The sequence below is a fragment of the Paraglaciecola sp. 25GB23A genome (genome assembly GCF_040012495.1).
In the GTDB taxonomy this organism is placed as follows: domain Bacteria; phylum Pseudomonadota; class Gammaproteobacteria; order Enterobacterales; family Alteromonadaceae; genus Paraglaciecola.
The window spans coordinates 235,429-258,193 of record NZ_JBDYKM010000002.1; the positions used below are offsets into that span (position 1 = coordinate 235,429).

Sequence of the window (22,765 nt, forward strand, 5' to 3'; positions counted from 1 at the left end):
TTTAAGATAATTTACCTTAATACCTGCGTATTAATCGCTGGTAACCATACTCTTTTACAATTAATCGGTGATTTGCGATCAGCAATCCGTATAATTGCAGGTTCTGATCATTAGACCTTAGAATTTCATGAAAAATATCGAAATAGAAGAAGACCTGTACCATTTTATTGCCTCAAAAACCCAACATATTGGTGAGAGTGCCTCTGACATCTTGCGTCGCTTAGTGATGCCCGATTCTTTGCCTGCAAAAATAGAGCAAGTAGCGGTGCAAGAGAAAACGCAGAGTAGTCTAAATATGCAATCGAGTTTGCTAGCTGAGTTGGCAAACTTAAAATTACTTGAAATGCCTAAAATGGTAGATCGTTTTTTAGCGATGTTGGCTTTATTACATCAATATCATGCAGGTAGTTTTGCCGCAGTACTTGCCTTAAGTGGACGCAATCGCACTTATTTTGCTATTACTAAAGAGGCATTGTTGGCAACTGGTAGCAGTACCAACCCTAAACAAGTTCCACATTCAGATTATTGGGTTATCACCAATAATAATACCGTTAAGAAAGTCACTTTGGTTAAAGAAGTCGCTCAACTTTTAGGTTACTCTGAAGTACAAATTGAACAGTTAATTGCATTATTTTGTCCCGAGCCGGCATAACTATATCGTTATTACATATTAAGGAATTTTATGGCACTTCATCCCGAGGCTGGTAAACCAGCAAGCAAAGATCAATTGGTTAATGTTGCGCGTTTAATTACCGCCTATTACACCAATAAACCTGAAATAGGTAACAGTACTCAAGCGGTTGCTTTTGGTACGTCTGGCCACCGAGGGAGTGCGTTTTTAAATTCGTTTAACGATTGTCATATTGCAGCGATTTGTCAGGCCTTAGCGGAATTCAGATTAAGCCAAGGAACTACCGGCCCACTATTTATGGGAATGGATACTCATGCTTTATCTGAGGCTGCGTTTTCGACTGCGGTAGAAGTTTTAGTTGCCAATGGCGTGCACTTAATCGTGCAAGAAAACCGAGGCTATACTCCCACTCCAGTTATTTCACACGCTATTTTAAATTATAACCTGGGCAAAACTGCGCAATTGGCCGATGGCGTGGTAATAACGCCATCACATAATCCACCTGAAGATGGTGGCTTTAAATATAATCCAAGCCATGGTGGCCCGGCGGATAGTGACGTAACTAATATTATTCAGGCCCGGGCTAATGAGCTGATTACTCAGGGTTTAGCCGGTGTAAAACGCTTGGATTTGGCGAAGGCTTATCAATCTGAATTTGTACAAGAAATAGATTTCTCTGAAAACTATATTGCTCAACTTGATCAAGTAATAGATATGCAAGCTATCGCTAAAGCCGGTTTGCGTTTAGGCACCGACCCATTAGGTGGAGCAGGCCTAGCCTATTGGGATAAAATTGCCAAGCATTACAACATTAAGATTGAAGTGGTGAATAAAAACGTTGATCAGCAGTTTGGTTTTATGCGTCGTGATAAGGATGGAAAAATTCGTATGGATTGCTCATCTCCTTACGCTATGGCAGGCCTTATTGACTTAAAAGACAAGTTTGATATCGCCTTTGGTAATGATCCAGACTTTGACCGACATGGCATTGTCACACCCAAAAGTGGTCTGATGAACCCCAATCATTATCTCGCAGTGGCGATCAATTATTTGTTTCAACATCGTCCAGAATGGCCGCAGAATGTCAAGGTTGGTAAAACTCTAGTATCGAGCAGTATGATTGACCGTGTAGTTCGGAGCTTAGGCAGAGACTTGGCCGAAATGCCTGTTGGTTTTAAATGGTTTGTGCAAGGTTTGCTCAATCAAGAAATTGGTTTTGCTGGAGAAGAAAGTGCAGGGGGCATTTTTTTAAGACGCAATGGGCAACCCTGGGCCACGGATAAAGATGGCATCATTTTATGTTTGTTAGCGGCAGAGATTATGGCGGTAACGGGAATCGATCCTGGCGAACATTATGAAAAATTGACTCAGCAGTTTGCTGCACCTGTTTACACACGAATCGATGTAGCGGCAAGTCATGAACAAAAACAAGTACTCAGCAAAATGGATAAAAGTGTCATAACCAACACAGAATTAGCCGGTGAAAAAATACTACAAATCCAAACCCATGCTTCAGGCAACAATGCCGCCATTGGCGGTGTTAAAGTGAGCACTGAAAATGGTTGGTTTGCCGCGAGGCCCTCTGGTACTGAAAATGTGTATAAAATATACGCTGAAAGTTTTAATGGCGAAGCACATTTGCATGCCTTAGTAAAAGAAGCACAGGAACTTGTTGATGGTGTGTTCGAAAAGGCAAATGTAAAATAGAATAAGGTTTAATGTTTTTTTAATGTAAATTATTGGGAGCCAAACAGTAAGATGTTTGGCTTTTTAGTGTTTGTTAACAAATATTTAACAGTAATGTAAGAAAAATACTGCTAAAACTGGACTCTTAGCCCTATTATGTAATTTAATTACACAATTAGTTTTCATATAGCTTAATGTTGACAAGTTCAATTGTAGAAATAATGACCAAGGTAAGAGGCAAATTATTATGAGTATTAAAACCACTAAGTCCCAATCGTCTGCTAAGAGCGCCCCCAAGGTTCAGCATGACAAAAAAGCCATTAAAGAAGCGATTGTAAGAAATCTGCATTGCTCACTGGGTACGGATGAAAACAAAGCCAATAATCACGCTTGGTGGAAGGCAACCTGCGGCGCAGTGCAAGAACAGGTGTTAGAACAACTGCGAAAAACGCAAAAATCGCATTACCTCAATGATACTCGTGCGGTGCACTATTTTTCTGCAGAGTTTTTGATGGGCCGTTTAATGTCTAATAACTTACATAACTTAGGCATGTTTGAACAAACTGAATTGGCATTAAAAGAACTGGGTGTCGATTTACATGATGTGATGGAAGAAGAGCCTGATATGGCGCTTGGTAACGGCGGTTTGGGTAGGCTTGCGGCATGTTTTATCGATTCACTCGCAACCTTGGATTTGCCGGCTGTAGGTTATGGTCTGCATTATGAACATGGTTTGTTTCGTCAAGAGATAAAAAATGGTGAGCAAATTGAGCGTCCCGATAGCTGGCGCGATTATGGTAATCCATGGGAAATTTGTCGTCCTGAATCTATTCAAGAAATTCCACTATTTGGTTATGTTGAAACCAAATATGGCGAAAATGGACGTATCCAAAAAGAATGGCACCCTGGACATATTGTTAAAGGATTACCTTGGGATATCCCAGTAGTTGGTTATGGCGGTAAAACGGTCAACGTTCTGCGTTTATGGCAAAGTCAGGCATCAGATTACTTTAACTTAGATGTATTTAATGCTGGTGGTTATGTTGATGCACAAAAAGAAAATGTGCTTGCAGAGACCATTTCAAAAGTACTTTATCCCAATGATGAAACCGAAGCAGGTAAAGAGCTACGCTTGATCCAACAATATTTTTTCAGCGCTTGTTCGCTAAAAGATATCATCCGTCGTTACAAACGGGCCCATGGCGACAACTGGGGCCGTTTTTCAGAGCAGGTTGTTATACAATTAAATGATACCCATCCGGCTATCGCTATTCCTGAGCTGATGCGAATCTTACTCGATCGCGCTGAATTGGATTGGGATACCGCGTGGCAAATTTCCAGCCATACCTTTGCTTACACCAATCATACATTGTTACCTGAAGCCTTGGAAAAATGGCCCGCCCGCATGTTCGAAAAAATATTACCAAGGCATTTAGAAATCATCTATGAAATCAACCACAGGTTTATGCTGGAAGTAGAAAAAATGTGGCCCGGCAATGTGGCAATAAAACAGAAATTGTCGATTATCGAAGAGAGCAACGAAAAAATGATACGTATGGGTAACCTGAGTGTCATCGGTGCTTTTGCGGTAAACGGGGTAGCTGAAATTCACTCGGCATTGGTCAAGAAAAATCTATTTCCAGAATTTGACCAAATGTGGCCTGGCAAATTAATGAATGTGACCAATGGTATTACTCCGCGTCGTTGGTTAAAAGCCTGTAACCCCAAGCTATCCAGTTTAATTGACAGTAAAATCGGTGCAGATTGGCCCCTCGATTTAGATAAGCTCCAAGGCCTAAGTCAATATGCTGATGATGCCAAGTTCCAAAAGCAGTTTATGCAAATAAAGCATGAAAACAAGGTGGCGTTGGCAGCAGAAATTTTGGCTTTGACTGGCATTGAGGTTAATCCAAAGGCGATCTTTGATGTGCAAATCAAACGCTTACATGAATATAAACGTCAGCACTTAAATTTGTTGCACATCATGGCACTATATCGTCGTTTGTTAGCAAATCCGAATTACGATATTCATCCTAGGGTTTTTATTTTCGGGGCAAAAGCTGCACCGGGATACAAGCTAGCCAAAGATATTATTTATGCAATTAACCAAGTTGCCAGTCGTATTAATAATGACACGCGGGTTAACCATAAATTGAAAGTGGTATTTTTACCCAATTATCGAGTAAGCCTAGCTGAAAAGATTATACCCGCTGCTGATGTATCCGAGCAAATATCTACCGCAGGTAAAGAGGCCTCTGGCACCGGTAATATGAAGTTGTCATTAAATGGTGCACTAACTATTGGTACTATGGATGGCGCTAACATTGAGATTGCCGAAGAAGTCGGCGATGAAAATATCTTTATCTTTGGATTAAACGTTGATGAGGTTCATGCCTTAAATGTCAAAGGCTACAATCCTTTTGATTATTACGACAATAACCGAGAAATTAAAGCGGTGTTGGATTGGTTAGAGACAGACTACTTCACTCCTGGTAAACCGGGGGCCTTAGCCGCAATAAAACATAGTTTGTTAGAGGGCGGAGATCCCTATAAGGTGTTAGCTGATTTTGATTCGTATTCACAAGCACATGAAAAAGTTGATGCAGCCTATAAAGATTCAGTTAATTGGGCAAAAATGGCTATTTTAAACTCAGCTAAAATGGGTAAATTTACCTCTGATCGTTCTATCCGAGACTATGTCGAAAGGATTTGGAAGTTAGAACCATGTAAGGTTGATGAATAATTAGCCAAGTGGGCTAGATAAACAGAATGTCTGTGGTCTAACTCAAAGCTTATAAGGTATAATTATTTTTTTCGAGTATGCTCAAGTAAGTGTTTGAGCATACTTGTTTAAATAGCATAAAAGGAAACCAATCTTGAGGGATAGTTATTTCAGCGAATAGATATCTAAGTGGAGCGCATAGGACTTAATGATACAGCGACATGATTCGTTACTTAGTATTCCTAATCGACACATATTTTTAGAGCAAGTGAATAAAATCATTCAGGATGCGCCAGAGCAGTCCTTGCTGCTTGTTGATATAGTGCGTTTTTCTGATGTGAGCAGTAGCTTTGGCTATTCATTTGGCGATAAAATTTTACTTGAAATTGCTAATCGTATTGCCATGTTATTCGAGGGCAAGGCCATTCTCGGTCGAGTCAGTGGTGATGTGTTTGGTTTAGTCATGCACGGTCGTCACAATCACGAGCAGCTCCATCAATTTTATTGTTATTTAATTGAGTATTTTAAAACACCTATTTCTTGCGAAGAGCATGCCTTTATCGCTGACTTTAACGTCGGTGCTGCCTCAAACCCGACTGCCAATAAAAATGTAAATAGCTTGTTTAGCCTAGCTGAATCTGCTTTAAAACAGGCTAAAACCAATAAGTTTGATAATTTTCAGTATGCTCAAGTGTTTAAAGAGCAAGGTAGTGGGCGCGCATTGGCGCTCAAGGCTGATATAGCACGCGCCTTTAATAACGACGAATTAGAAATTTATTTTCAACCTAAGATTAATCTGACAACCTTAGAGATTACTGGTGCTGAGTGTTTATTGCGCTGGAATCATCCGTTAGATGGGGTGTTATTTCCAGGCGCCTTAATCGAGGCAGCAGAGTCCTACAACATGATGAATGAAGTTGGCTACTGGACCTTAGAACAAGCCTTTAAAAGTGCCGTTATTTTAAATGCCAACGGTTTGGCCATGAAAATATCAGTCAATATGTCGCCCACCCAACTGTATGATCTGTCCTTTATCAGTAATTTAAAAAAATTAGGTAGTAAGTATAAGCTTGAATTCAAGCAATTTGAGTTGGAGTTAACTGAAGATGTGGCTTTATCCAACTCTTTTTTAGTTAAAAATCAATTGGCGGAGATACGGGCTTTAGGGATGTCTATCGCTATAGATGACTTTGGCAAAGGTTATTCCAACTTAGCTTACATGCGCGATATCGCCATCGATACCATTAAAATTGATAAAACATTTGTAATGGAATTGGAACAAACTCCCATTAATCGCGCCATTATTGAAGCAACCCAATTGATTGCCAAAGCGGCCAATTGTGAATTAGTGGCAGAAGGGATTGAAACCTTAGAGCATTTACATATTTTGCGTGAGATTGGTATTACGCAAGGGCAGGGCTTTCTGTTTTCAAAAGCTATTCCTCTCACTCAATTTATTGAATTTGCACAAAAAGAACTGGCAGTGGGCTCTTCTTTTATTCGCAGACAACAAACGGCTATCTAAGTCACTGCATGTAATAAATCCATTAATTAAAGATAATTTTACGTTATCATTACGCATCAGTTATCCAAACAAAATATTATGCCTACAGTCACTACCCCTAATTCAAATAATGTTTCTCAAACCCTCATTGATGAAGGGCAATTTCTTAATCTATCTCGCTTTCAGCCGGAACTATTTGCTCAAGCCCTGACATTTGCATTAAGTAACCAGACAAAAGTGAGTATTCGTGCGCCAGGCATTATTATGTTTGAGCCACCGGCCATAGGCGATAAAGATATAGTATTGTCTAGTGGTATTCACGGCAATGAAACTGCACCGATTGAAATTTGTGATGCTTTTGTGCAAGGAATTTTGCGGGGTGAAATTGTATTAGCCAACCGAGTGCTATTTTTATTTGGTAATTTACCGGCGATGAATGTTGCTAAGCGTTTTATTGAAGAAAATTTGAATCGTTTATTTAGCGGCGCACATAGTGTGGCAAACGCTGTTGCTAATGCTGAATGTGTGCGGGCCAAAGAATTAGAAGTCGCGGTTAGTGAATTTTTTCTGGCTCATACCGGACGCGAGCGTATTCACTACGATTTGCATACTGCGATCAAACCCTCAAAGAATGATAAGTTTGCAGTTTATCCTTTTAGACATGAACGGCCATGGAATAAACAGCAACTCGCCTTTTTGCTTGCCTGTGGCATTAATACTATTTTACTGTCAGGGAGTGCAACGACGACTTTTAGTTATTATTCTTCTAATCAGTTTCAAGCTGAAGCATTTACGGTCGAGTTAGGTAAGGTTTTTCCCTTTGGAGAAAACGATATGAGTCAGTTTGAAGCCCTTAAAGCCGCCTTACACCATTTACTGTGTGGTGAAGAGTTGAGCCTAAAACCGTTTAATAATGATGACTTTCTAATTTATCAAGTTAATCAGGTTATCAACAAACACAGCGAAGCATTTCGTTTTACTTTTAGTGATGACGTCGCCAATTTTAGCGATTTTGGTAAAAATCACTTACTTGCCACTGATGGTGATGAGCGTTATTACTGCGAATATGAAGGGGAAGCCATCGTTTTCCCTAATGAAAAAGTGGCTATTGGACAAAGAGCTGTGTTAACTGTGATCCCTACAAAAATATAATAAGGAACTAGGATGCGCACTTTCCAATTAGACCCACGACTAAAAAATGACTGTGAATGGGTCTGTGACTTAGAATTGTGTAAAGTCATGTTGCTAAAAGATGCTAATTATCCGTGGTTGATCTTGGTGCCCATGGTAGATGATTGCGTGGAGATAATTGACCTAGATAACGCGCAGCAGCAGCAGTTATGGCGTGAATCCAATATTGTTAGTCACACTCTAAAGCAGCTATTTACACCAGATAAATTGAATATTGCCGCTATTGGTAACGTAGTCGCACAATTGCATGTGCATCATATTGTCAGATATAGTTCAGACTTATGTTGGCCTAAACCCGTTTGGGGGCAGCACCCTGCAAAAGTTTATGAAGCAGAAAAATTAGTCCAACGGATTGAAAAAATAGCACAGTTACTACTGCAAAAATGAGGGAACAGCATGATCATTACGACTACTAATAATTTAGAAGGTAAAAAAATAGAAAGCTACTTAGGTATCGTCGTTGGCGAAGCCGTAATGGGAGCAAATTTGTTTAAAGATATATTTGCTACTATTCGCGACATTGTCGGTGGCCGCTCCGGTGCTTATGAAGATGAATTAACCAAAGCCCGTAAAATTGGATTTTCAGAATTAGAGCAAGAAGCTCGGGCTATGGGTGCAAATGCCGTGGTAGGCGTTGATATTGATTATGAAGTTGTGGGTAAAGGCGGCAGCATGTTAATGGTTAGCATCAGTGGCACGGCAGTACGTTATACGGATATTTAAAACTAGACTAATATGCCCTTGTGTAGCTCATCCAAATTTCCTATAGGGCATATAAATCAACTGTAACGTTTATTTGTCTTCATCTTTATCGTAATGGGCGTTGTTATCTTTATTTACCTTCGGCATAGGGCGTTTGGCGCTTTCTTTTAACAGTAAAATATTACCTATGATGACGCCAAGTACAATTAGTATTATCACCACAGCTAACCAGATGTTCATACACGTCCCTTATTTAAAATAAAACGCTGATATATATCTTCAAGTTTTAGTAAAACTAGCTCGAGTCCAGGCAGGCGCGCGTGGCTTAAGGCGCTTTTTAGTGCCTCTATGTCGAATGCTAAGCTCATTTTGCTCGCTATAGCTGCATAACTCAGGTGCCAGGGTTCCGCGGCAACGCCTCCTGAGTAAGTGGCATAGGGTCGATTGAAACCAAATTGGCTAGCATGTTGGTCTAACCATTGATTTAAGCGATAACATGGGCCATCAGCACTCAGGTATTCTTGTTGAATTAGCCGCAAAGCTTGCCCTGAGTGCATGATAGATTGTTTATCGTACACATCTAAATCTGTGCCCCAATGATGACGACTTGCGCCCGGTAAGGCTGACCATGTGAGTATTGCTTCGAGTTTTTGTTCATCACTTAAAGAATTGAAGGGCAGTATTTGCTCGTTAATATCCAGTAATGTTTTTTCACCTAACCATTTTTTTTGCCAAATAACCTGTTGCTGAGCAAAACTGCGATAGCTGCTGGCTATTTGGCAATCTACACCATCAGCTTTAGCGGCTTGCTGCATCTTACTAAATGCTTGGGCGACTTCAAGTTGTAATCTATGACCTTGTTGGCAAGCAACTAAATGATTGTCATCAAGGCCTAAGATATTTTGCTTAGTGATCATGCCAGCAGTCGTTGCAGTATGTTTTTATAGACAGAAGTTAATTTGCTTAGATCGTCAATTTTGACACATTCGTTAATTTTATGGATAGTGGCATTGACGGGACCTAGCTCAACAACTTGGGCACCAGTCGGTGCAATAAAACGTCCATCAGAAGTACCTCCAGCCGTTGACAACAATGTGTCCAAACCAGTGCAATGTTTGATGGCTTCGACAGTTGCCGCCACTAAATCGCCTGACGAGGTTAAAAACGGTTGGCCATTGAATGTCCATTTAATATCGTAATCAAGTTGATGTTTGTCTAATAGGTCAATAACTCGTGCGATCAGTTCATGATCGGTGACTTCGGTTGAAAACCGAAAGTTAAAACAAACATGGAGTTCGCCTGGAATAACATTACCCGCACCAGTACCACCATTTATATTAGATATTTGAAAACTGGTGGGCGGAAAAAATTCATTACCGTTATCCCAATGGGTTTGCGCTAATTCGGTCAACGCAGGCGCCACTTGATGTATGGGATTGCGCGCTAGGTGAGGGTAGGCCACATGACCTTGTATGCCTTTGACTATTAGATCGCCCGTTAATGAGCCTCTGCGCCCATTCTTAACCACATCGCCCAATAAAGAAGTACTAGAGGGCTCACCAACGATACACCAATCTATTTTTTCGTTACGGGCTTCTAAGGTATCGATAACCTTGGTGGTGCCATTAATAAAGGGACCTTCTTCATCACTGGTGATTAAAAACGCGATTGAGCCCTTATGATCAGGGTATTGGGCAACAAACTGTTGTATTGCGACTACCATGGCGGCGATGCTGCCTTTCATATCCGCTGCGCCACGGCCAAATAACATTCCGTCTTTTTCACTGGCTTCAAAGGGTGGTGTGTCCCACTTCTCTGCAGGGCCAGAGGGCACTACATCAGTATGTCCGGCAAAACAAAATAGTGGTGCTTGCGTACCTTTGCGGATCCACACATTTTTTGTATCGCCAAAGTTTAATTGTTCTACTGTAAAACCCAGTGGTGTAAGCAAGGTGCCAAGTAATTCCATGCAACCTGCATCTTCTGGGGTTACTGATTTTCTGTTTATCAGGTTCTTAGTTAGGCTTAATACGTCATTCATAGACTGAAAATCTCTTGGTATTGCTTCTCATCAAAGCCACAGTAGTATTGCTGCTTATGAATCAAAATAGGGCGTTTAATCATTGCCGGTTGGGCCAGCATTAAATTTAAAGCTGATGGTGCAGCTAGATTGTCTTTTTGTTGATCATTGAGTTGGCGAAAGGTGGTACCTCTCTTATTCAGCATTACTTCCCAGCCTAAGTGCTGTTCTGTTTTTACTAACCAATCCATATCCAAACCGTCTTTACGATAGTCGTGAAATTGAAACTCAATATTATGTTGGGTTAACCACTTAATGGCTTTTTTAATCGTATCACAATTTTTTATGCCGTAGAGAGAGGTCATGTTGGCCTTATTTCTTTTTTATCAATTTATTACATAATTATAGGTCGCAAACTATAACGAGAAATCCATTCACAGGTAAAGAACAGAACACACTAACTACCAATAAATGGTCATAAGCTTATCTTGTCCAGCCAGCACCTTGTAGTAGTGAGGAACGATGGCCTTTATTTTGTCACTATTTAACAAAGTAACAGGGCATTGCACACTGCTTAACTGCCTTTTCATAAAATTAAGGTCGAATTCCAGCAATACTTGAGACGTGGTAAATTGTTGGCCCTTGTTGATTTTAGTTTTAAAACCCAATCCCATCATAAGTTGCGAATCAAAACCCAATTGAATCATCAACTGCAAGCCATTTTCACTACGTAAACGAATTTGGTTTCCACTGGCGCTAAGCTCGATAACAGTGCCGATAAATGGAGCAAGGAGTTGATAGCCAGCTGGTTCAATAACGACGCCATCTCCAAACATGCGATTAGCAAATAAGGTGTCAACTGCGTTTTCTAATGGCATGACCTTGCCAGCAAGCGGACTCAAGATACTAAAGCTGGTTTTATGCTCAGGAATAGATGAGGCATCGACTATTTTATTAAATAGTTTCAATCGACGACCACTTTATAGCCGTCTTTGCTTAGGGCGAGTGTGGCATTATTGAGATCCTGCTGTTTAACTAAAAAGAAATCGGTTTCGAAGGTTGAGACCACAAAAATACTGATTTTAGCCGCGGCGAGCACTGAGCCAATCTTAGCCATAATGCCTACCATGCTCAAGTTAAGGGGACCGAGTACTTCAAGTGCGCGCCAGTCTCGATCACTATCATCACTATCGATATTAATCGTATCAGGTACCACTAAAGATAATTCCTCTTGTGTTTTGCCAATAAAATATATGGGCGCACTAAATACCTCCTGCGGAATAAGCGCATTGCTGGGCAAGCTATGGATAACAAATTGAATTGGTAGAACTTGTAAAGTTTGTTTTGGCATCGTATTACGTCACTCCAAAGCTAGGCGAATTTTATTGTACTAAGTCTAATAATAAGTTATGAAAAGCGCAAAGCGATCAAACTTTATCCAAAAAACCACCTGCGTTATCCACGTAAACTGTGGATAACTCTGTTGAGTACTCGTTATATGTTCACTAAAAAGCTGATATATAACGAAAAAATGGGGTTGGTCGTTAATTGTTCGCTAAAAAGGCGCATAAGATAACTTCGTAAAAAGTAAAGCTATAACTCGTTAATTTAGCAATAAATAAGTCCCTTTATTTTATTCAAATAAGGTCTAAACAACCCACATCAAGCCTTCATTTCATTAACAATAAAAGCATGCTATTTACCTTAAACAGTTTGACTTATATTGGCTTTATTATGGATAAATCGGGTTTCACCAAAAATTGGTTAAAGGCTTCGGCCAAACGATCTGTTTCACTGAGTACCGTGCGCCAGTATTTGATCCGTGTATTAGCGTCAAGCTCAGTAAAGTCTTCTCTATCCGGAATCTTCCCATAAGGAAGTTTGGCAATAAACTGAGCCGAGGGAACCAGTAAAATCGTGTTGCTATAGTTACGTGGATTCACTTTACGTTTGAGATTTTTATCAAACCAACCTGCTTTAGGATTACTGTTAAAATGCGGGTATAAGGTTAAGCCAATTTGATTTTCTAATTTAATGTCGAAATGATAATCAATAATGCCACCATCTCGATACATCCCGGGGGGAGAATCAGCAATATTTTTGATCCCTTGCATAACTAAGGGGATTGAGCCGGAAGCCAAGAGAGCATCAGCTAAGTTGCGAGCAGTCAAATTAACGTAATGTGTCAAGAATTCGCTTTCATCATGGAACTGCAGGTTACTAGACGCACTGTGATAGACAAAACGCTCATATTGCTTAGTTAATAAGCGACGACTTAAACGATTCATTGCATAACTTTTTAATAAGCCCGCTAACTGCAGGGCTTTTCTCTCACTGGCAACTAAACCATTGGCTTTAGCCACAATGAAGTGGGCTTTAAAAACCGAGTTATTGATAATCTCATCGATGCCTGTTGGACCTAAAACTTGGTCTAATAATATCCGTGCTTTTTGCGTAATTTCGCTTGGGGTAACTTTTTCGGAATAGACGGTTTCAGAATAGTATTTGGCGAGACGGCTAATGGCAGCTACGGGATCAGCTTGCGCAAAACACGCTGCTCTAAATGCCCCTGCTGATGAACCAATTAAGGACAAAGGTGCTTGTCTGTCTTTAAAAAACTCGCCAAATAGATACTTATCAAGACCAAACAAACTAAACCACTTTGGACCACCACTGGCACCTAAAAAGGCGGAAAATAAATGACTGTGAAAGCCCTCTGATTTAAGTGTTTTAAGCGCATTACTACCAGCAAAAATATCTAACATAACACCTGTTTTCTTTTTAACTATATTGAATCAACCCAAACTTGCTTTTTGCCTGCTGCTTTAGCTTGATACAAAGCGATATCAGCAGCCCCAATTAGTTCGCTGAGTTTGTCATAATTTTCTGAGCTAGCGAGGCCAGCACTAAAACTGCAATTAAAATCAAATTCGTTGATGGTAAAATTGATATGTTGAAACGCGGCCAAAATACTATTCATTTTTCGTTCAATAGTCGGGCTATCAGCGTCACTAAACACCACTAAAAATTCTTCTCCGCCATAGCGCCCAACGTAGTCGGTTTCACGTATTGATTGTTGCAGTAATTGTCCCAGTGAAACCAGCACTTTATCGCCACCAATATGACCGTAGGTATCATTCACTTTTTTGAAGTTATCGAGGTCAATCATCACCAATACAATCGGCTTAATATGGCGAGCCGCCATGCGCAGAGAATGGGAAGCCGCTTCCATGATTTGCCCATGGTTTAATACCCCAGTCAAACTATCTCGTGAGGCAGCAAAGCGAATTTGCTGACTGCGCTGTATGCGACTGTCTAACTGACGCAAAATAAGATCAGGTGATGTATCTTTGGGGATAACGTCATCTGCGCCTGCTTCTAAGGCTGATATTTTGGCCATAGTATCGTTGTCAGCGGTTAAGAAAATAACGGGCACATAATCATATTTAGCTTGTTGACGAATTAATCTGGCGACTTCTAGGCCATTGATATCAGGCATGTGCATATCAAGCAAAAAGATATCAGGATGGAAGTATTCTAAAGAGGTCATGATTTGGTTTGCTTGAGTAAGCACTAGTACTTCAATACCTTGTGACTCCAGTAAGGTTTTATAAAAAACACCTACTGCAGCTTGGTCGTCCAGTAACAATATTTTATAAGGTCTGATTAAATCAATTTTGAAATTTTTACGAATTTTACTGACCAAAGTAGTGATATTAATTGGCTTAAGTAGAAAGTCATTTACCTTGGCTCTTACTGCTAATAGACGGGCATCAAAGGAATCAATGGAAGACAAGATAAATACGTCAGCATCGTAACTTGTGAGTTCTTTGGCTAAGGCGAAAACTTCAGTGTTGTCAAATTGTGGTGGTGCTAAATCTAATAGCACTAATTTATACTTTCTAAATTCGAGGTCAGCTTTTAAGGCTTGAATTGACGCATAGTGGTTGATTACAAAACCAAAGGTTGATAATAATTTTGTTAAAAGTGAACCTACTGCTTGGTCTTCATCCACAATGGCAATGGATATTTTTTGATGAGATTTCAAGTTAAGGTTCATTGGTTCACTATTAAGATCTTGCAGTGAAACGGCAGTTGGGCTGCGAATGAGTTCTTGAACTTCTAACAAAGCATTGGGCGATTGCTGCATCGATTCAAGCAGATTTTTCATCAGCATGTCAATCAGAGGTGTCATAACGGCAAGATCGAGTTCATGAGTTTCGCACTTGGCTACATGTTGCTCGATTTGACCCAGTAGTTCGCTAAGTTTTAAATAGTGCAGCGCGGCACTCGATCCCTTTAAACTGTGAATTTCAAAGCGAAAACTCTTAAAGTCTTTTAGTTGCTGGGTATGTTGGGCTAGCTTCCATAAACCAAGCAAATGAGTTAATTTCTCTGGAAATTCTTGGCTAAAGATTTGCCGAAATTCATTTATTTTTTGTTCTAATTTGCTACTCATAAGATCAGGCTTGCTTGGCTTTTGTACAATTTGTTTTAGTTTGATCAACGTGAATTCCGGACTCTATTTTAATATTATTTTTTTCATCGCCCCTATATAACAAGGGTAAATCAGTTAATAAGGTACCAGTATGTGCGGTTATGTGGAACTTGAAAATGGCGAAAAACCCATAGAAGGCTTAAAACAACTCAATTTCGATGATCTTATCGGCGACTTTTCTGCTCCCATTACCGAAAAATGCTACCCCGCTTTTGGCGGGGATGCTCAGCGCAAGATTCCCATTATCATCCTTGAGCAGGGCAGAGTCAAAAAGGTGTATGCCACTTGGTGGTTTGATTGTTACCAAGATGGTGAACAGACAATGGTTGGCAGGCGCACAACCTTTAATGCCAGAAACTTAGCTAGTCCTTTTTGGCAGCATGCCTTACACAATCAAAGGGGCATAATGTTGGCGACAGGTTTAGGTGAATCAAAAATAGTGGGTAAAACTAAACAGCAATTTTATTTTTCATCGGCGCGCGCATTTTGCTTGGGAGTGTTATATAAAAAATTTGCAAATGGCCAATACAGCGCGGCAATTATAACCCGCGACGCCCATCTTAAATTTGAACCTTATCACGACAAAGCGTTTCCCCTTTTTTTACCTTTACAGCCAGAGTTTGCTCGCGTGTGGCTTACACCCAAACAAACTATCGATAAGCAGATAAATCAATTGCTCGCTCACCCACTGTTATACCCAGAATTGCAAGTGCAGCGGGTAAAAACATTTAAAAACAAAGAAACACTTCGTTCTTTTAATCCTGTCACTCTTCATTCTGATACTTAGTTTATTCGCGCTATTATGACCAAGCTGCGGTATATAATTCGACCATCTCTGCAACATTAGGAATGCGCGGATTATTTGCTGGAGAGCCTGAAGCTAAGGCTTGTTCTGCCATAGTTTGCAGTAAGGATAAATAACGTTTTTGGTCCACTCCAAAATCTGTCAAGCTTGGCACCTTGAGTATGCGGTTTAGGTGTCTGAGTTCTTTCAATAAGGCTTGGTGCGCTGCATTTAAGTCATCGATATTACTGATTAAACCCATATGTAAGGCACATTCAGCGTAGCGCTTAGGTGCATGTGAGATAGAGTACTCAGTAATAAGCGGTAATAACATGGCGTTACTCATGCCGTGAGGTACATGAAAATGCACCCCCAATGGCCGGCTCATTCCGTGCACTAAGGCTACCGAGGCATTTGAAAAGGCAATGCCAGCTAAATTTGAGCCTAACATCATGGCTTCTTTTGCTTCGAGGTTATCAGCTTGCTGACAGGCAAGTTGTAAGTTGGGCGCGATAAGTTTCATGGCTGCAATGGCTTGTTGATCGCTGAACAGGTTAGCCTTTTTACTGACGTAAGCTTCAATTGCGTGAGTGAGAGCATCTAAACCGGTATCAGCTGCGACTCTAGGGGGTAAACTTAGGGTTAATTCGTAATCAATAATGGCCGCTGCGGGCATCAATCCGGGACCCATACATAACATCTTTTCATCAGATTCTGCATCAGTGATGACCGTAACTTTGGTCGCTTCAGAACCCGTTCCTGCTGTGGTAGGAATCGCAATAATGGGTATGCTATGTTCGTTAATAATTCGTGGTACTTTGTAATCTCGCATAATGCCTTTATGACTGGCCAACAGTGCAATGGCTTTAGCACTATCAATGGCACTGCCTCCGCCCAGTGCGATTAAGCAATCGAATTTTTCACTACCCACGAGTTCAACAGCAGCCAGTAGGGATTGATCGTTAGGTTCTGGCATCACATCACTAAATACGCCGACATGACTGCAATGAGTCAGTAATAAGGTTTTCACCCGCTCGATTAAACCGAGTTTAAGCATGGTAGTGTCGCTGATGATACAAGGGGACTTACATTGCAAAGCAGCTAACGTATCGGGTAATAATTGCAAGGCGCCGCCGCCAATTTGCATGATTTTAGGTAGAACAATGCTGGTTGCCATGGTTTGTTCCAAGTCAATATTTTAACACCAGTGTATTGAATTAGTCGTGATAAGTAACTTAATTCTAATGATGTAAGATTTTAAGTAATAGTTACTGACCAGTAGTCATGTATACCCATAACAAATATTTAGCTTGTTTGTTAATGTTTATGGATTCGCTTTACCTTTGAAATTACAGCACAATATGTGCCTCATTGTTCGATTTCGCGACTTGAAGTAACAAAGTTGATTGCTCAAGTCGTGGGTAATAAACATTAAAATTAATAGAGAGAATGACAGGTGCAAAAAACGCTAATAATGCTTTGTTTGGGTATTTTATTGACGGCTTGTAGCAATTCAGATTGGCGCACCGCTAGCCGTGAATCAGCCGGAATGGCGCCAAAACCTGAAGAAGTAAAAGAAGCTGTGATTGAAGTTTATGCTGCCGATGCCTTTAGTTGGCGCGGTTGGTTTGCCGTGCACACTTGGCTTGCAATTAAGACTCAAGATGCCCCTGAATATACTGTTTACGAAGTGGTGGGGTGGCGAGTAAATCGTGGACTACCGGCCTTGCATGAGTATCAAACCGATACACCAGATCGTTATTGGTATGGTGCTAAACCACAAAAATTACTTTCTGTGCGCGGCGATAAAGCGGCAGAACTTATCCCGAAAGTGATTGAAGCCGTGAATCGTTACCCTTGGGCGAATGAATATACGGTTTTTCCTGGCCCAAACAGTAATACTTTTCCTACATGGATTGGTTTACAGGTCCCTGAATTAGAATTAGAAATGCCCTTTAGAGCAATAGGCAGTGGCTATGCTGACTAATTTTTTTTACAGCCGAAGGCATAGCGCTTGGAAGATAAAAATAAAAGAAGCATTTAGCCCATTTTTAAATGGCCCGTAAGTGGGGCTTGTGCACCATGTAAGCATGGCGAAAAATGTTAAAGTAGCTCGTTAAAGCCTGAGCAGCAATATTGTCCTTGGCGAGTTTGAGCACCTCAATGGCAACTTCAGCCGTGCATAGCTGGTGCAAGTGAGCTGCTTCTCGTAATTGATAAGTCGACGCTGCAGTCGGTTGAATTCCTAAAACAGGGAGGTGGGCCAAGTAGGGACTTTTGAACATTTTTTTTGCTTCTCGCCACGTACCATCAAGAAAGACAAACAAAGGCGTTTTCTTGGCGCATGAGGGGCTGATGTCTGCCAATGTATTTATCCAGCGGGATGGTTCAGCATATTGCTGAGGAAACACCACTATAGCTTGATATTTTGGATCATTAAGCAGGGCCAAAAGTTGCGGATCAAACGTGGTGCGATCCCACACAAATGCATGATTATCAGGCATGACATCCGCAATAATTCGTCCTGTATTGCTCGGTTTGAAATATTCACCTCGATACATTATAAAACAAGCAGCGCTGCGACATTCAATGTGCGGACGAAACGCACAAATACATTCGCTAAGGGGCACCAAACAATGTTCACACCTGAGTACTTTGGTACCACGAGCATTAAAAGCACGCGTAGATTTAGCCAATTCCTGTGTTCTGAGACTGAGTACCGAATTGATATGCGACAAAGGTGAGTATCCAAGGTTAAAGCATTTTATTTTACGTTAATTAATGTCACTTGGCTTTAGTGCAATTAACTGAATTTTAAACTAATTTTAATCTTGAATATTCGTTTTTTAAGTTGAATTGCGTATAGTGCTTAATGCAGCAGGTCATGTCGGTTTAGTCTAAATTAGGAGTTGAATGAAAACAGCCTTGGTTTTATCTGGTGGTGGAGCGCGTGGTGCTTATCAAGTCGGTGTATTAAAAGCCATTGCCGAGTTACTCCCGAAATCATCAATCAATCCTTTTCAAATTGTATGTGGCACCTCATCTGGAGCGATTAACGCTGCAAAAGTAGCCACTGAAGCCGATAACTTTTCACAAGCCGTTGTGGGTCTTGAAAAAATATGGGCGAATTTAACTTCGGATCAAATTCATCAAGTGGGTTATTTTGATATTCTCAAAAGTAGTACCAAGATAATATTATCTTTTTTCCATAGTGGTATAGCCCAAGGCAAACCTTTATCACTGTTCGATAACCGCCCTTTGTTTAATCTACTGAAACGTAATATTGATATTATCCGTTTGGATAACATGATTCAAAAAGGCCATATCCATGCTTTATCTATAAGCGCATTGGGTTATACCTCTGGGCAGAATATTAGCTTTTTCCAAGGACATGATAGTCTAGAATTTTGGAAGCGAAGCCGCCGAATTGGTGCTAAAACTATTTTGGAGCATAAACATTTAATGGCGTCATCCGCCTTACCGGCGATATTTCCTGCGGTGCATATCAATCGTGAGTACTTTGGCGATGGAGCTCTGCGTCAGTCTGCACCCATGAGTGCAGCCTTACACTTAGGCGCGGACAAATTGTTGGTTATCGGTGTTAGCGGCTCAGCAGAATCGATAGACGAGCGATTAGTGACTGTGCACTCTCCGTCCATCGCCCAGGTACTAGGAAACTTGCTAAACAGTGCTTTTATTGACTCTTTAGAAGAAGATGTACAAATGTTGGAAAGGTTTAACCGTTTAGCGGCCCATATAACGCCTGCACAGCAACGAGAATTAGACGTTCGCCCAGTGGAGTTATTGGTTATCAAACCCAGAGTGAAATTTGAAGAAATGGCTATGAACTTTACCCATGAATTACCTAAATCAATGCGATTTTTATTATCTATGATTGGGGCGAATAAACGTGGCGGCGGATCGAGTTTAGCCAGTTACATATTGTTCGAACGAGAATATTGTAAAGCGCTAATTAAAAGCGGTTATGATGATGCCATGTCGCAGGCTGAAGAAATTCGTCAATTTGTGGGTGTTTGTCAGATCTAATGCATATAAAATATTAAGCTTTAATTAGGCGGCTTGATTCACACCAAGCCGCCTTTTTTATCAGCGCTTTTTACGCTTTTCGAGGTTTTCTTCACACAGCCCGATGATGGGCAGATAACGTAATACCTTCATCTCTGGGTCGATGATGACCTTATCACTGGCCTCAACATCTAAGGTCAATGTGTCATTTTCGAAGGGGTAAACTTGCAGTTCACCGTTAATGGAAATAGGAACAGGCATCGGAAACGGTTTGTTGATGGATGTTCGCCAACTCAGGCTTAATTGTCCGTTTTGGCGAGAAGTAACGAGTTCAGGTAGCGCCGCTTGTTTGAGGTAGACATCAAACATCCAAGTATAATCCTTAGAGCTGAGACGATTAACGATGTCTATGAATTCCTGAGTATTACGATAGCGCGTTTGAATGGGATAGGTTAAGGATGCCGAATCATATGTCCCATAAAGTAATTCGCGAGTCGCTTGCCAAAATAATTCATCACCTAATAACCAGCGTAAGGTGTGCAAAGTCCAGCCTCCCTTGCCATAGATATCAGAATTAAACGCTTGTTCTGAGGTAATTTGGCCTTCTCTTACTACGGGCTCACAATTGACTAATCCTAAATAAGATTTGTACATTGTGGAGTTGTAAGCCGCCGAACCAAATTTAGCTAGGCTGTAGGCCGGTTGCATATAAAAACCAAAACCCTCGTGCAGCCAAGCGTCATTGAGTTTTTCATGGGTCATCAAATTACCGAACCATTCATGGGCTAATTCGTGCTGTAACAACCAGTCATAACCATTTTCATCTCGTAGGTATTTCTTACCGTAGGCGTTGATGGTTTGATGCTCCATACCAAGGTGTGGCGTTTCGACAAAGCCTAATTTTTGATCGCCCCACGGATAGGGGCCTAATTGTGCTTCGAAGTAGGCAATTTGCTGAGCTAAGTCATCATTAAGCAGAGTCTTGGCTTTTTCTGTGTTTTGCGTTAACGCCCAAAACTCAATAGGTACTTCAGTGCCATTCACACTGGTATAGTTTTGCTGGATACGAGTATAAGGGCCGATATTCAAGGCAATATTGTAGTCACTGGCTGGAACGGACAATAGCCAATCAAACTGTTGTTTATCTTGACCTATGTCTTTAATGTCCTGTAATACGCCGTTGGTGACGGCACTGAGCCCTTTGGGAACAGTGAGACGAATGCGCATAGAGTCGGCTTTATCGCTAAAATGGTCTTTACACGGCCAAAATAGGTCACAGCCTTCGCCTTGTACTGCGGTCGCAATCCACGGCTGTCCTTGCTCAGTTTCGCTCCAAACAATGCCTCCTGACCAAGGGGCATTTAAGGCGACATGGGGCTTACCTGAATAATAAACGGCAACATTGATGGTTTCACCTGCACTTTCGTTTTTACCCAAATCAATCAATAAAATTCCGCCATTGCGGGTAAAATCACTGTTGTGTTCATTAACTATTATTTTTTCGATATCAAAACGACTATCAAGCTTTAACTCCACATATTGGGAATCATTAATCAGCAAAAACTCGCTGCGGCCAATTCCTTTTATACTTTTGTCTTCGGGAAATATTTCTAGTTCAAGGTCGTATTTAATGACATCGGCATTTAAGGCAGTTTGCGACAATTCTTGCCCAGTATCGCCAATCATTGGATTAAGAGGCGGTTCAGTGGGCGAGCAAGCAGCCAACAACAATGTACTTATAAGTAGTGTTTTTTTTAATTTCGTGGGGTTTAATATAGAAAGTGAGTCCATGAGCACCAAGTATTAGATGGGGTGGGAGGTTTAAATACTGCCATGAACACAGGTTTTTCTCTAGCACTAGTTTTTATTCAATCAATTGTGTTCAATTGCTGATTAATCTCCAATAAGACTTTATAATCACAGGCATATGTAAAAGCTCTAGCGGGCGATGGCGAATATAAATGATCAGTAAAAATATTATTATTGATGTGCAAAATATTTAGGAAAGGTTTAAGGGATTAGAAGGAAAGTTTATGAATGAAGTATCATCTGAAGAGTTTATTGCGTTAAACAAAATGCTCCCGGAGCAGCGCTTTGACTATACCTTGGCGCAATTAATTGAAAAGCGTTATGTGTGGGGCTTATTTGGCGCTGACGGCTGGGTTATGCTAAAAGCGGATGACGATTTGTGTATGCCAATTTGGCCTTGTGAGTCTTTTGCCACTGCGTGGGTTAAAAATGATTTCCCTGATTGTGAACCCAAGCAGATTGAATTTTCGGAATGGGTCGAAAAATGGCTGCCGGGTATGCAAAATAACAATACCTTAGTATTGGTCTTTCCTTTGGGGGATGACGAAGAAGGGATTATGTTAGAAGCTAATGAAATGCTTGAGTGTATTGAAGAAGATTTGGCTAATTTAGCAGAGGATAAAGCGCAATAGCGCTTTATGTTTGACATTACTGGTTTAGGTGACGAGTCAGCAAAAATACGCGTTTACATTGGCAATCGTCCGAGTTACCGCTTCGCAAGGCAGGATAATAGTCAGCAAGATCTAATCTTTGCTCTAATCCCCGGTGAAATAAGGGCCATCGGATTAGCTTGTGGTAATGGTTGGCGTAAGGTGTTTAATGTTTATGCCAAATTAATGTACGCCTTACCCAAGTCTGGTTTGAATATACCAGACAAACGTCTATTTACCAGTTGGCAAAACTACCGCGACCAGCAATTATTACAAGAAGACTCTAATACCGCATTGTGTTTTGCGCATTATGAACTAAGGCCTGCTATAAATGGGTGTTTAAATTTGATTATGGGCAAAACTTACGCAAAATCACTTAATCTGCCCGCAAACCTAGTGTGGCTAGACAATGAATTTGCCATAGCGCCAGAGTTTAATCTTATTGTTTGCCCGTATTTTGATTATCGACAATTATCAAATAATAAAATTATTCGGCTGGTTGAATTAATTGAAGAAGTCATGAAGAAGCGGCATTAAACGCT

General features: G+C 40.7%; 23 protein-coding genes. 12 read left to right on the forward strand and 11 right to left on the reverse strand.

All coding sequences use genetic code 11. The features are described 5' to 3' along the window. Positions 1-127: 127 nt before the first annotated feature. The 7 genes from ABKW31_RS06325 (at position 128) to ABKW31_RS06355 (ending at position 8,457) form a co-directional block, all read left to right on the forward strand. A complete protein-coding gene (locus tag ABKW31_RS06325; RefSeq protein ID WP_348615432.1) occupies positions 128-652 on the forward strand; it encodes a Negative modulator of initiation of replication in 525 nt (174 codons plus the stop codon). Positions 653-682: 30 nt separating this feature from the next. Beyond that, positions 683-2,338, forward strand: coding sequence for a phosphoglucomutase (alpha-D-glucose-1,6-bisphosphate-dependent) (gene pgm, locus ABKW31_RS06330; protein ID WP_348615433.1), 1,656 nt, complete (start codon positions 683-685; stop codon positions 2,336-2,338). A gap of 226 nt (positions 2,339-2,564) precedes the next feature. Continuing rightward, positions 2,565-5,060, forward strand: a complete 2,496-nt coding sequence (locus ABKW31_RS06335) for a glycogen/starch/alpha-glucan phosphorylase (RefSeq protein WP_348615434.1) — start codon at positions 2,565-2,567, stop codon at positions 5,058-5,060. A 187-nt stretch (positions 5,061-5,247) separates the two neighbouring features. After that, positions 5,248-6,564, forward strand: a complete 1,317-nt coding sequence (locus ABKW31_RS06340; RefSeq protein WP_348615435.1) for a bifunctional diguanylate cyclase/phosphodiesterase — start codon at positions 5,248-5,250, stop codon at positions 6,562-6,564. 78 nt (positions 6,565-6,642) lie between these two features. Next, the gene (gene astE / locus ABKW31_RS06345; protein ID WP_348615436.1) at positions 6,643-7,695 is read left to right on the forward strand and encodes a succinylglutamate desuccinylase; all 1,053 of its coding nucleotides are present in this window, start codon (positions 6,643-6,645) and stop codon (positions 7,693-7,695) included. 12 nt (positions 7,696-7,707) lie between these two features. Continuing rightward, entirely contained in the window at positions 7,708-8,121 is a 414-nt protein-coding gene (locus ABKW31_RS06350) for an HIT family protein (RefSeq protein ID WP_348615437.1), read from the forward strand. 9 nt (positions 8,122-8,130) lie between these two features. Then, the gene (locus ABKW31_RS06355) at positions 8,131-8,457 is read left to right on the forward strand and encodes a heavy metal-binding domain-containing protein (protein WP_348615438.1); all 327 of its coding nucleotides are present in this window, start codon (positions 8,131-8,133) and stop codon (positions 8,455-8,457) included. Between the two features lie 69 nt (positions 8,458-8,526). Here ABKW31_RS06355 and ABKW31_RS06360 read toward each other — a convergent pair whose 3' ends face one another. The 8 genes from ABKW31_RS06360 to ABKW31_RS06395 all read right to left on the reverse strand — a co-directional run bounded on the left by ABKW31_RS06360 (position 8,527) and on the right by ABKW31_RS06395 (position 14,915). Beyond that, positions 8,527-8,676, reverse strand: a complete 150-nt coding sequence (locus tag ABKW31_RS06360; protein WP_348615439.1) for a DUF2897 family protein — start codon at positions 8,674-8,676, stop codon at positions 8,527-8,529. After that, positions 8,673-9,353 (reverse strand): M15 family metallopeptidase, encoded by a 681-nt coding sequence (locus tag ABKW31_RS06365; protein WP_348615441.1) that lies wholly within the window; start codon positions 9,351-9,353, stop codon positions 8,673-8,675. Before ABKW31_RS06365 ends, ABKW31_RS06360 begins: the two co-directional genes overlap by 4 nt. Further along, positions 9,350-10,477, reverse strand: a complete 1,128-nt coding sequence (dapE, locus tag ABKW31_RS06370; RefSeq protein WP_348615442.1) for a succinyl-diaminopimelate desuccinylase — start codon at positions 10,475-10,477, stop codon at positions 9,350-9,352. Before dapE ends, ABKW31_RS06365 begins: the two co-directional genes overlap by 4 nt. Then, the gene (locus ABKW31_RS06375; protein ID WP_348615443.1) at positions 10,474-10,821 is read right to left on the reverse strand and encodes an ArsC family reductase; all 348 of its coding nucleotides are present in this window, start codon (positions 10,819-10,821) and stop codon (positions 10,474-10,476) included. The genes dapE and ABKW31_RS06375 overlap by 4 nt, the downstream gene beginning before the upstream one ends. A 96-nt stretch (positions 10,822-10,917) precedes the next feature. Continuing rightward, complete coding sequence (locus ABKW31_RS06380; protein ID WP_348615444.1) at positions 10,918-11,424, reverse strand: PTS glucose transporter subunit IIA; 507 nt, start codon at positions 11,422-11,424, stop codon at positions 10,918-10,920. Beyond that, positions 11,421-11,807, reverse strand: a complete 387-nt coding sequence (locus ABKW31_RS06385) for an ACT domain-containing protein (RefSeq protein WP_348615445.1) — start codon at positions 11,805-11,807, stop codon at positions 11,421-11,423. The genes ABKW31_RS06380 and ABKW31_RS06385 overlap by 4 nt, the downstream gene beginning before the upstream one ends. 367 nt (positions 11,808-12,174) lie before the next feature. Beyond that, complete coding sequence (locus tag ABKW31_RS06390; protein WP_348615446.1) at positions 12,175-13,221, reverse strand: patatin-like phospholipase family protein; 1,047 nt, start codon at positions 13,219-13,221, stop codon at positions 12,175-12,177. Between the two features lie 20 nt (positions 13,222-13,241). Next, complete coding sequence (locus ABKW31_RS06395) at positions 13,242-14,915, reverse strand: diguanylate cyclase (RefSeq protein WP_348615447.1); 1,674 nt, start codon at positions 14,913-14,915, stop codon at positions 13,242-13,244. A gap of 130 nt (positions 14,916-15,045) precedes the next feature. On the opposite strand from ABKW31_RS06395, the gene ABKW31_RS06400 reads away from it, so the two are divergent. Then, entirely contained in the window at positions 15,046-15,741 is a 696-nt protein-coding gene (locus ABKW31_RS06400; protein WP_348615449.1) for an SOS response-associated peptidase family protein, read from the forward strand. A 13-nt stretch (positions 15,742-15,754) separates the two neighbouring features. Here ABKW31_RS06400 and ABKW31_RS06405 read toward each other — a convergent pair whose 3' ends face one another. Next, positions 15,755-16,915 carry an iron-containing alcohol dehydrogenase gene (locus tag ABKW31_RS06405; protein ID WP_348615450.1) on the reverse strand — a complete coding sequence of 387 codons (1,161 nt, stop codon included), beginning with the start codon at positions 16,913-16,915 and terminating at the stop codon, positions 15,755-15,757. A 297-nt stretch (positions 16,916-17,212) separates the two neighbouring features. On the opposite strand from ABKW31_RS06405, the gene ABKW31_RS06410 reads away from it, so the two are divergent. Then, complete coding sequence (locus ABKW31_RS06410) at positions 17,213-17,725, forward strand: DUF3750 domain-containing protein (RefSeq protein WP_348615657.1); 513 nt, start codon at positions 17,213-17,215, stop codon at positions 17,723-17,725. A 64-nt stretch (positions 17,726-17,789) separates the two neighbouring features. Here the strand turns inward: ABKW31_RS06410 and ABKW31_RS06415 are convergent, their stop codons facing one another. Beyond that, entirely contained in the window at positions 17,790-18,476 is a 687-nt protein-coding gene (locus ABKW31_RS06415) for a DTW domain-containing protein (RefSeq protein WP_348615451.1), read from the reverse strand. A 175-nt stretch (positions 18,477-18,651) separates the two neighbouring features. Here ABKW31_RS06415 and ABKW31_RS06420 point away from each other — a divergent pair, with 175 nt between their 5' ends. Beyond that, positions 18,652-19,785, forward strand: a complete 1,134-nt coding sequence (locus ABKW31_RS06420; RefSeq protein WP_348615452.1) for a patatin-like phospholipase family protein — start codon at positions 18,652-18,654, stop codon at positions 19,783-19,785. Positions 19,786-19,845: 60 nt separating this feature from the next. Here the strand turns inward: ABKW31_RS06420 and ABKW31_RS06425 are convergent, their stop codons facing one another. After that, positions 19,846-21,555: a M1 family metallopeptidase gene (locus tag ABKW31_RS06425; RefSeq protein ID WP_348615453.1), complete on the reverse strand. Its 1,710-nt coding sequence runs from the start codon at positions 21,553-21,555 to the stop codon at positions 19,846-19,848. A 242-nt stretch (positions 21,556-21,797) separates the two neighbouring features. Between ABKW31_RS06425 and ABKW31_RS06430 the strand changes: the two genes are divergently transcribed. Both ABKW31_RS06430 and ABKW31_RS06435 read left to right on the forward strand, forming a co-directional pair. Continuing rightward, positions 21,798-22,205, forward strand: coding sequence for a DUF2750 domain-containing protein (locus tag ABKW31_RS06430; RefSeq protein WP_348615454.1), 408 nt, complete (start codon positions 21,798-21,800; stop codon positions 22,203-22,205). 6 nt (positions 22,206-22,211) lie between these two features. Further along, positions 22,212-22,760: a hypothetical protein gene (locus tag ABKW31_RS06435; protein ID WP_348615455.1), complete on the forward strand. Its 549-nt coding sequence runs from the start codon at positions 22,212-22,214 to the stop codon at positions 22,758-22,760. Positions 22,761-22,765 lie beyond the last annotated feature (5 nt).

Coding starts and splice junctions, on each gene's coding strand:
- ABKW31_RS06400 (WP_348615449.1), top strand. CDS start 15,046: ATGTGCGGTTATGTGGAACTTGAAAATGGCGAAAAACCCATAGAAGGC.
- ABKW31_RS06430 (WP_348615454.1), top strand. CDS start 21,798: ATGAATGAAGTATCATCTGAAGAGTTTATTGCGTTAAACAAAATGCTC.
- ABKW31_RS06365 (WP_348615441.1), bottom strand. CDS start 9,353: ATGATCACTAAGCAAAATATCTTAGGCCTTGATGACAATCATTTAGTT.
- astE (WP_348615436.1), top strand. CDS start 6,643: ATGCCTACAGTCACTACCCCTAATTCAAATAATGTTTCTCAAACCCTC.
- ABKW31_RS06410 (WP_348615657.1), top strand. CDS start 17,213: ATGCTTTGTTTGGGTATTTTATTGACGGCTTGTAGCAATTCAGATTGG.
- ABKW31_RS06350 (WP_348615437.1), top strand. CDS start 7,708: ATGCGCACTTTCCAATTAGACCCACGACTAAAAAATGACTGTGAATGG.
- ABKW31_RS06355 (WP_348615438.1), top strand. CDS start 8,131: ATGATCATTACGACTACTAATAATTTAGAAGGTAAAAAAATAGAAAGC.
- ABKW31_RS06395 (WP_348615447.1), bottom strand. CDS start 14,915: ATGAGTAGCAAATTAGAACAAAAAATAAATGAATTTCGGCAAATCTTT.
- ABKW31_RS06420 (WP_348615452.1), top strand. CDS start 18,652: ATGAAAACAGCCTTGGTTTTATCTGGTGGTGGAGCGCGTGGTGCTTAT.
- ABKW31_RS06325 (WP_348615432.1), top strand. CDS start 128: ATGAAAAATATCGAAATAGAAGAAGACCTGTACCATTTTATTGCCTCA.
- ABKW31_RS06335 (WP_348615434.1), top strand. CDS start 2,565: ATGAGTATTAAAACCACTAAGTCCCAATCGTCTGCTAAGAGCGCCCCC.
- pgm (WP_348615433.1), top strand. CDS start 683: ATGGCACTTCATCCCGAGGCTGGTAAACCAGCAAGCAAAGATCAATTG.
- ABKW31_RS06385 (WP_348615445.1), bottom strand. CDS start 11,807: ATGCCAAAACAAACTTTACAAGTTCTACCAATTCAATTTGTTATCCAT.
- ABKW31_RS06425 (WP_348615453.1), bottom strand. CDS start 21,555: ATGGACTCACTTTCTATATTAAACCCCACGAAATTAAAAAAAACACTA.
- ABKW31_RS06340 (WP_348615435.1), top strand. CDS start 5,248: ATGATACAGCGACATGATTCGTTACTTAGTATTCCTAATCGACACATA.
- ABKW31_RS06375 (WP_348615443.1), bottom strand. CDS start 10,821: ATGACCTCTCTCTACGGCATAAAAAATTGTGATACGATTAAAAAAGCC.
- ABKW31_RS06405 (WP_348615450.1), bottom strand. CDS start 16,915: ATGGCAACCAGCATTGTTCTACCTAAAATCATGCAAATTGGCGGCGGC.
- ABKW31_RS06360 (WP_348615439.1), bottom strand. CDS start 8,676: ATGAACATCTGGTTAGCTGTGGTGATAATACTAATTGTACTTGGCGTC.
- ABKW31_RS06390 (WP_348615446.1), bottom strand. CDS start 13,221: ATGTTAGATATTTTTGCTGGTAGTAATGCGCTTAAAACACTTAAATCA.
- dapE (WP_348615442.1), bottom strand. CDS start 10,477: ATGAATGACGTATTAAGCCTAACTAAGAACCTGATAAACAGAAAATCA.
- ABKW31_RS06435 (WP_348615455.1), top strand. CDS start 22,212: ATGTTTGACATTACTGGTTTAGGTGACGAGTCAGCAAAAATACGCGTT.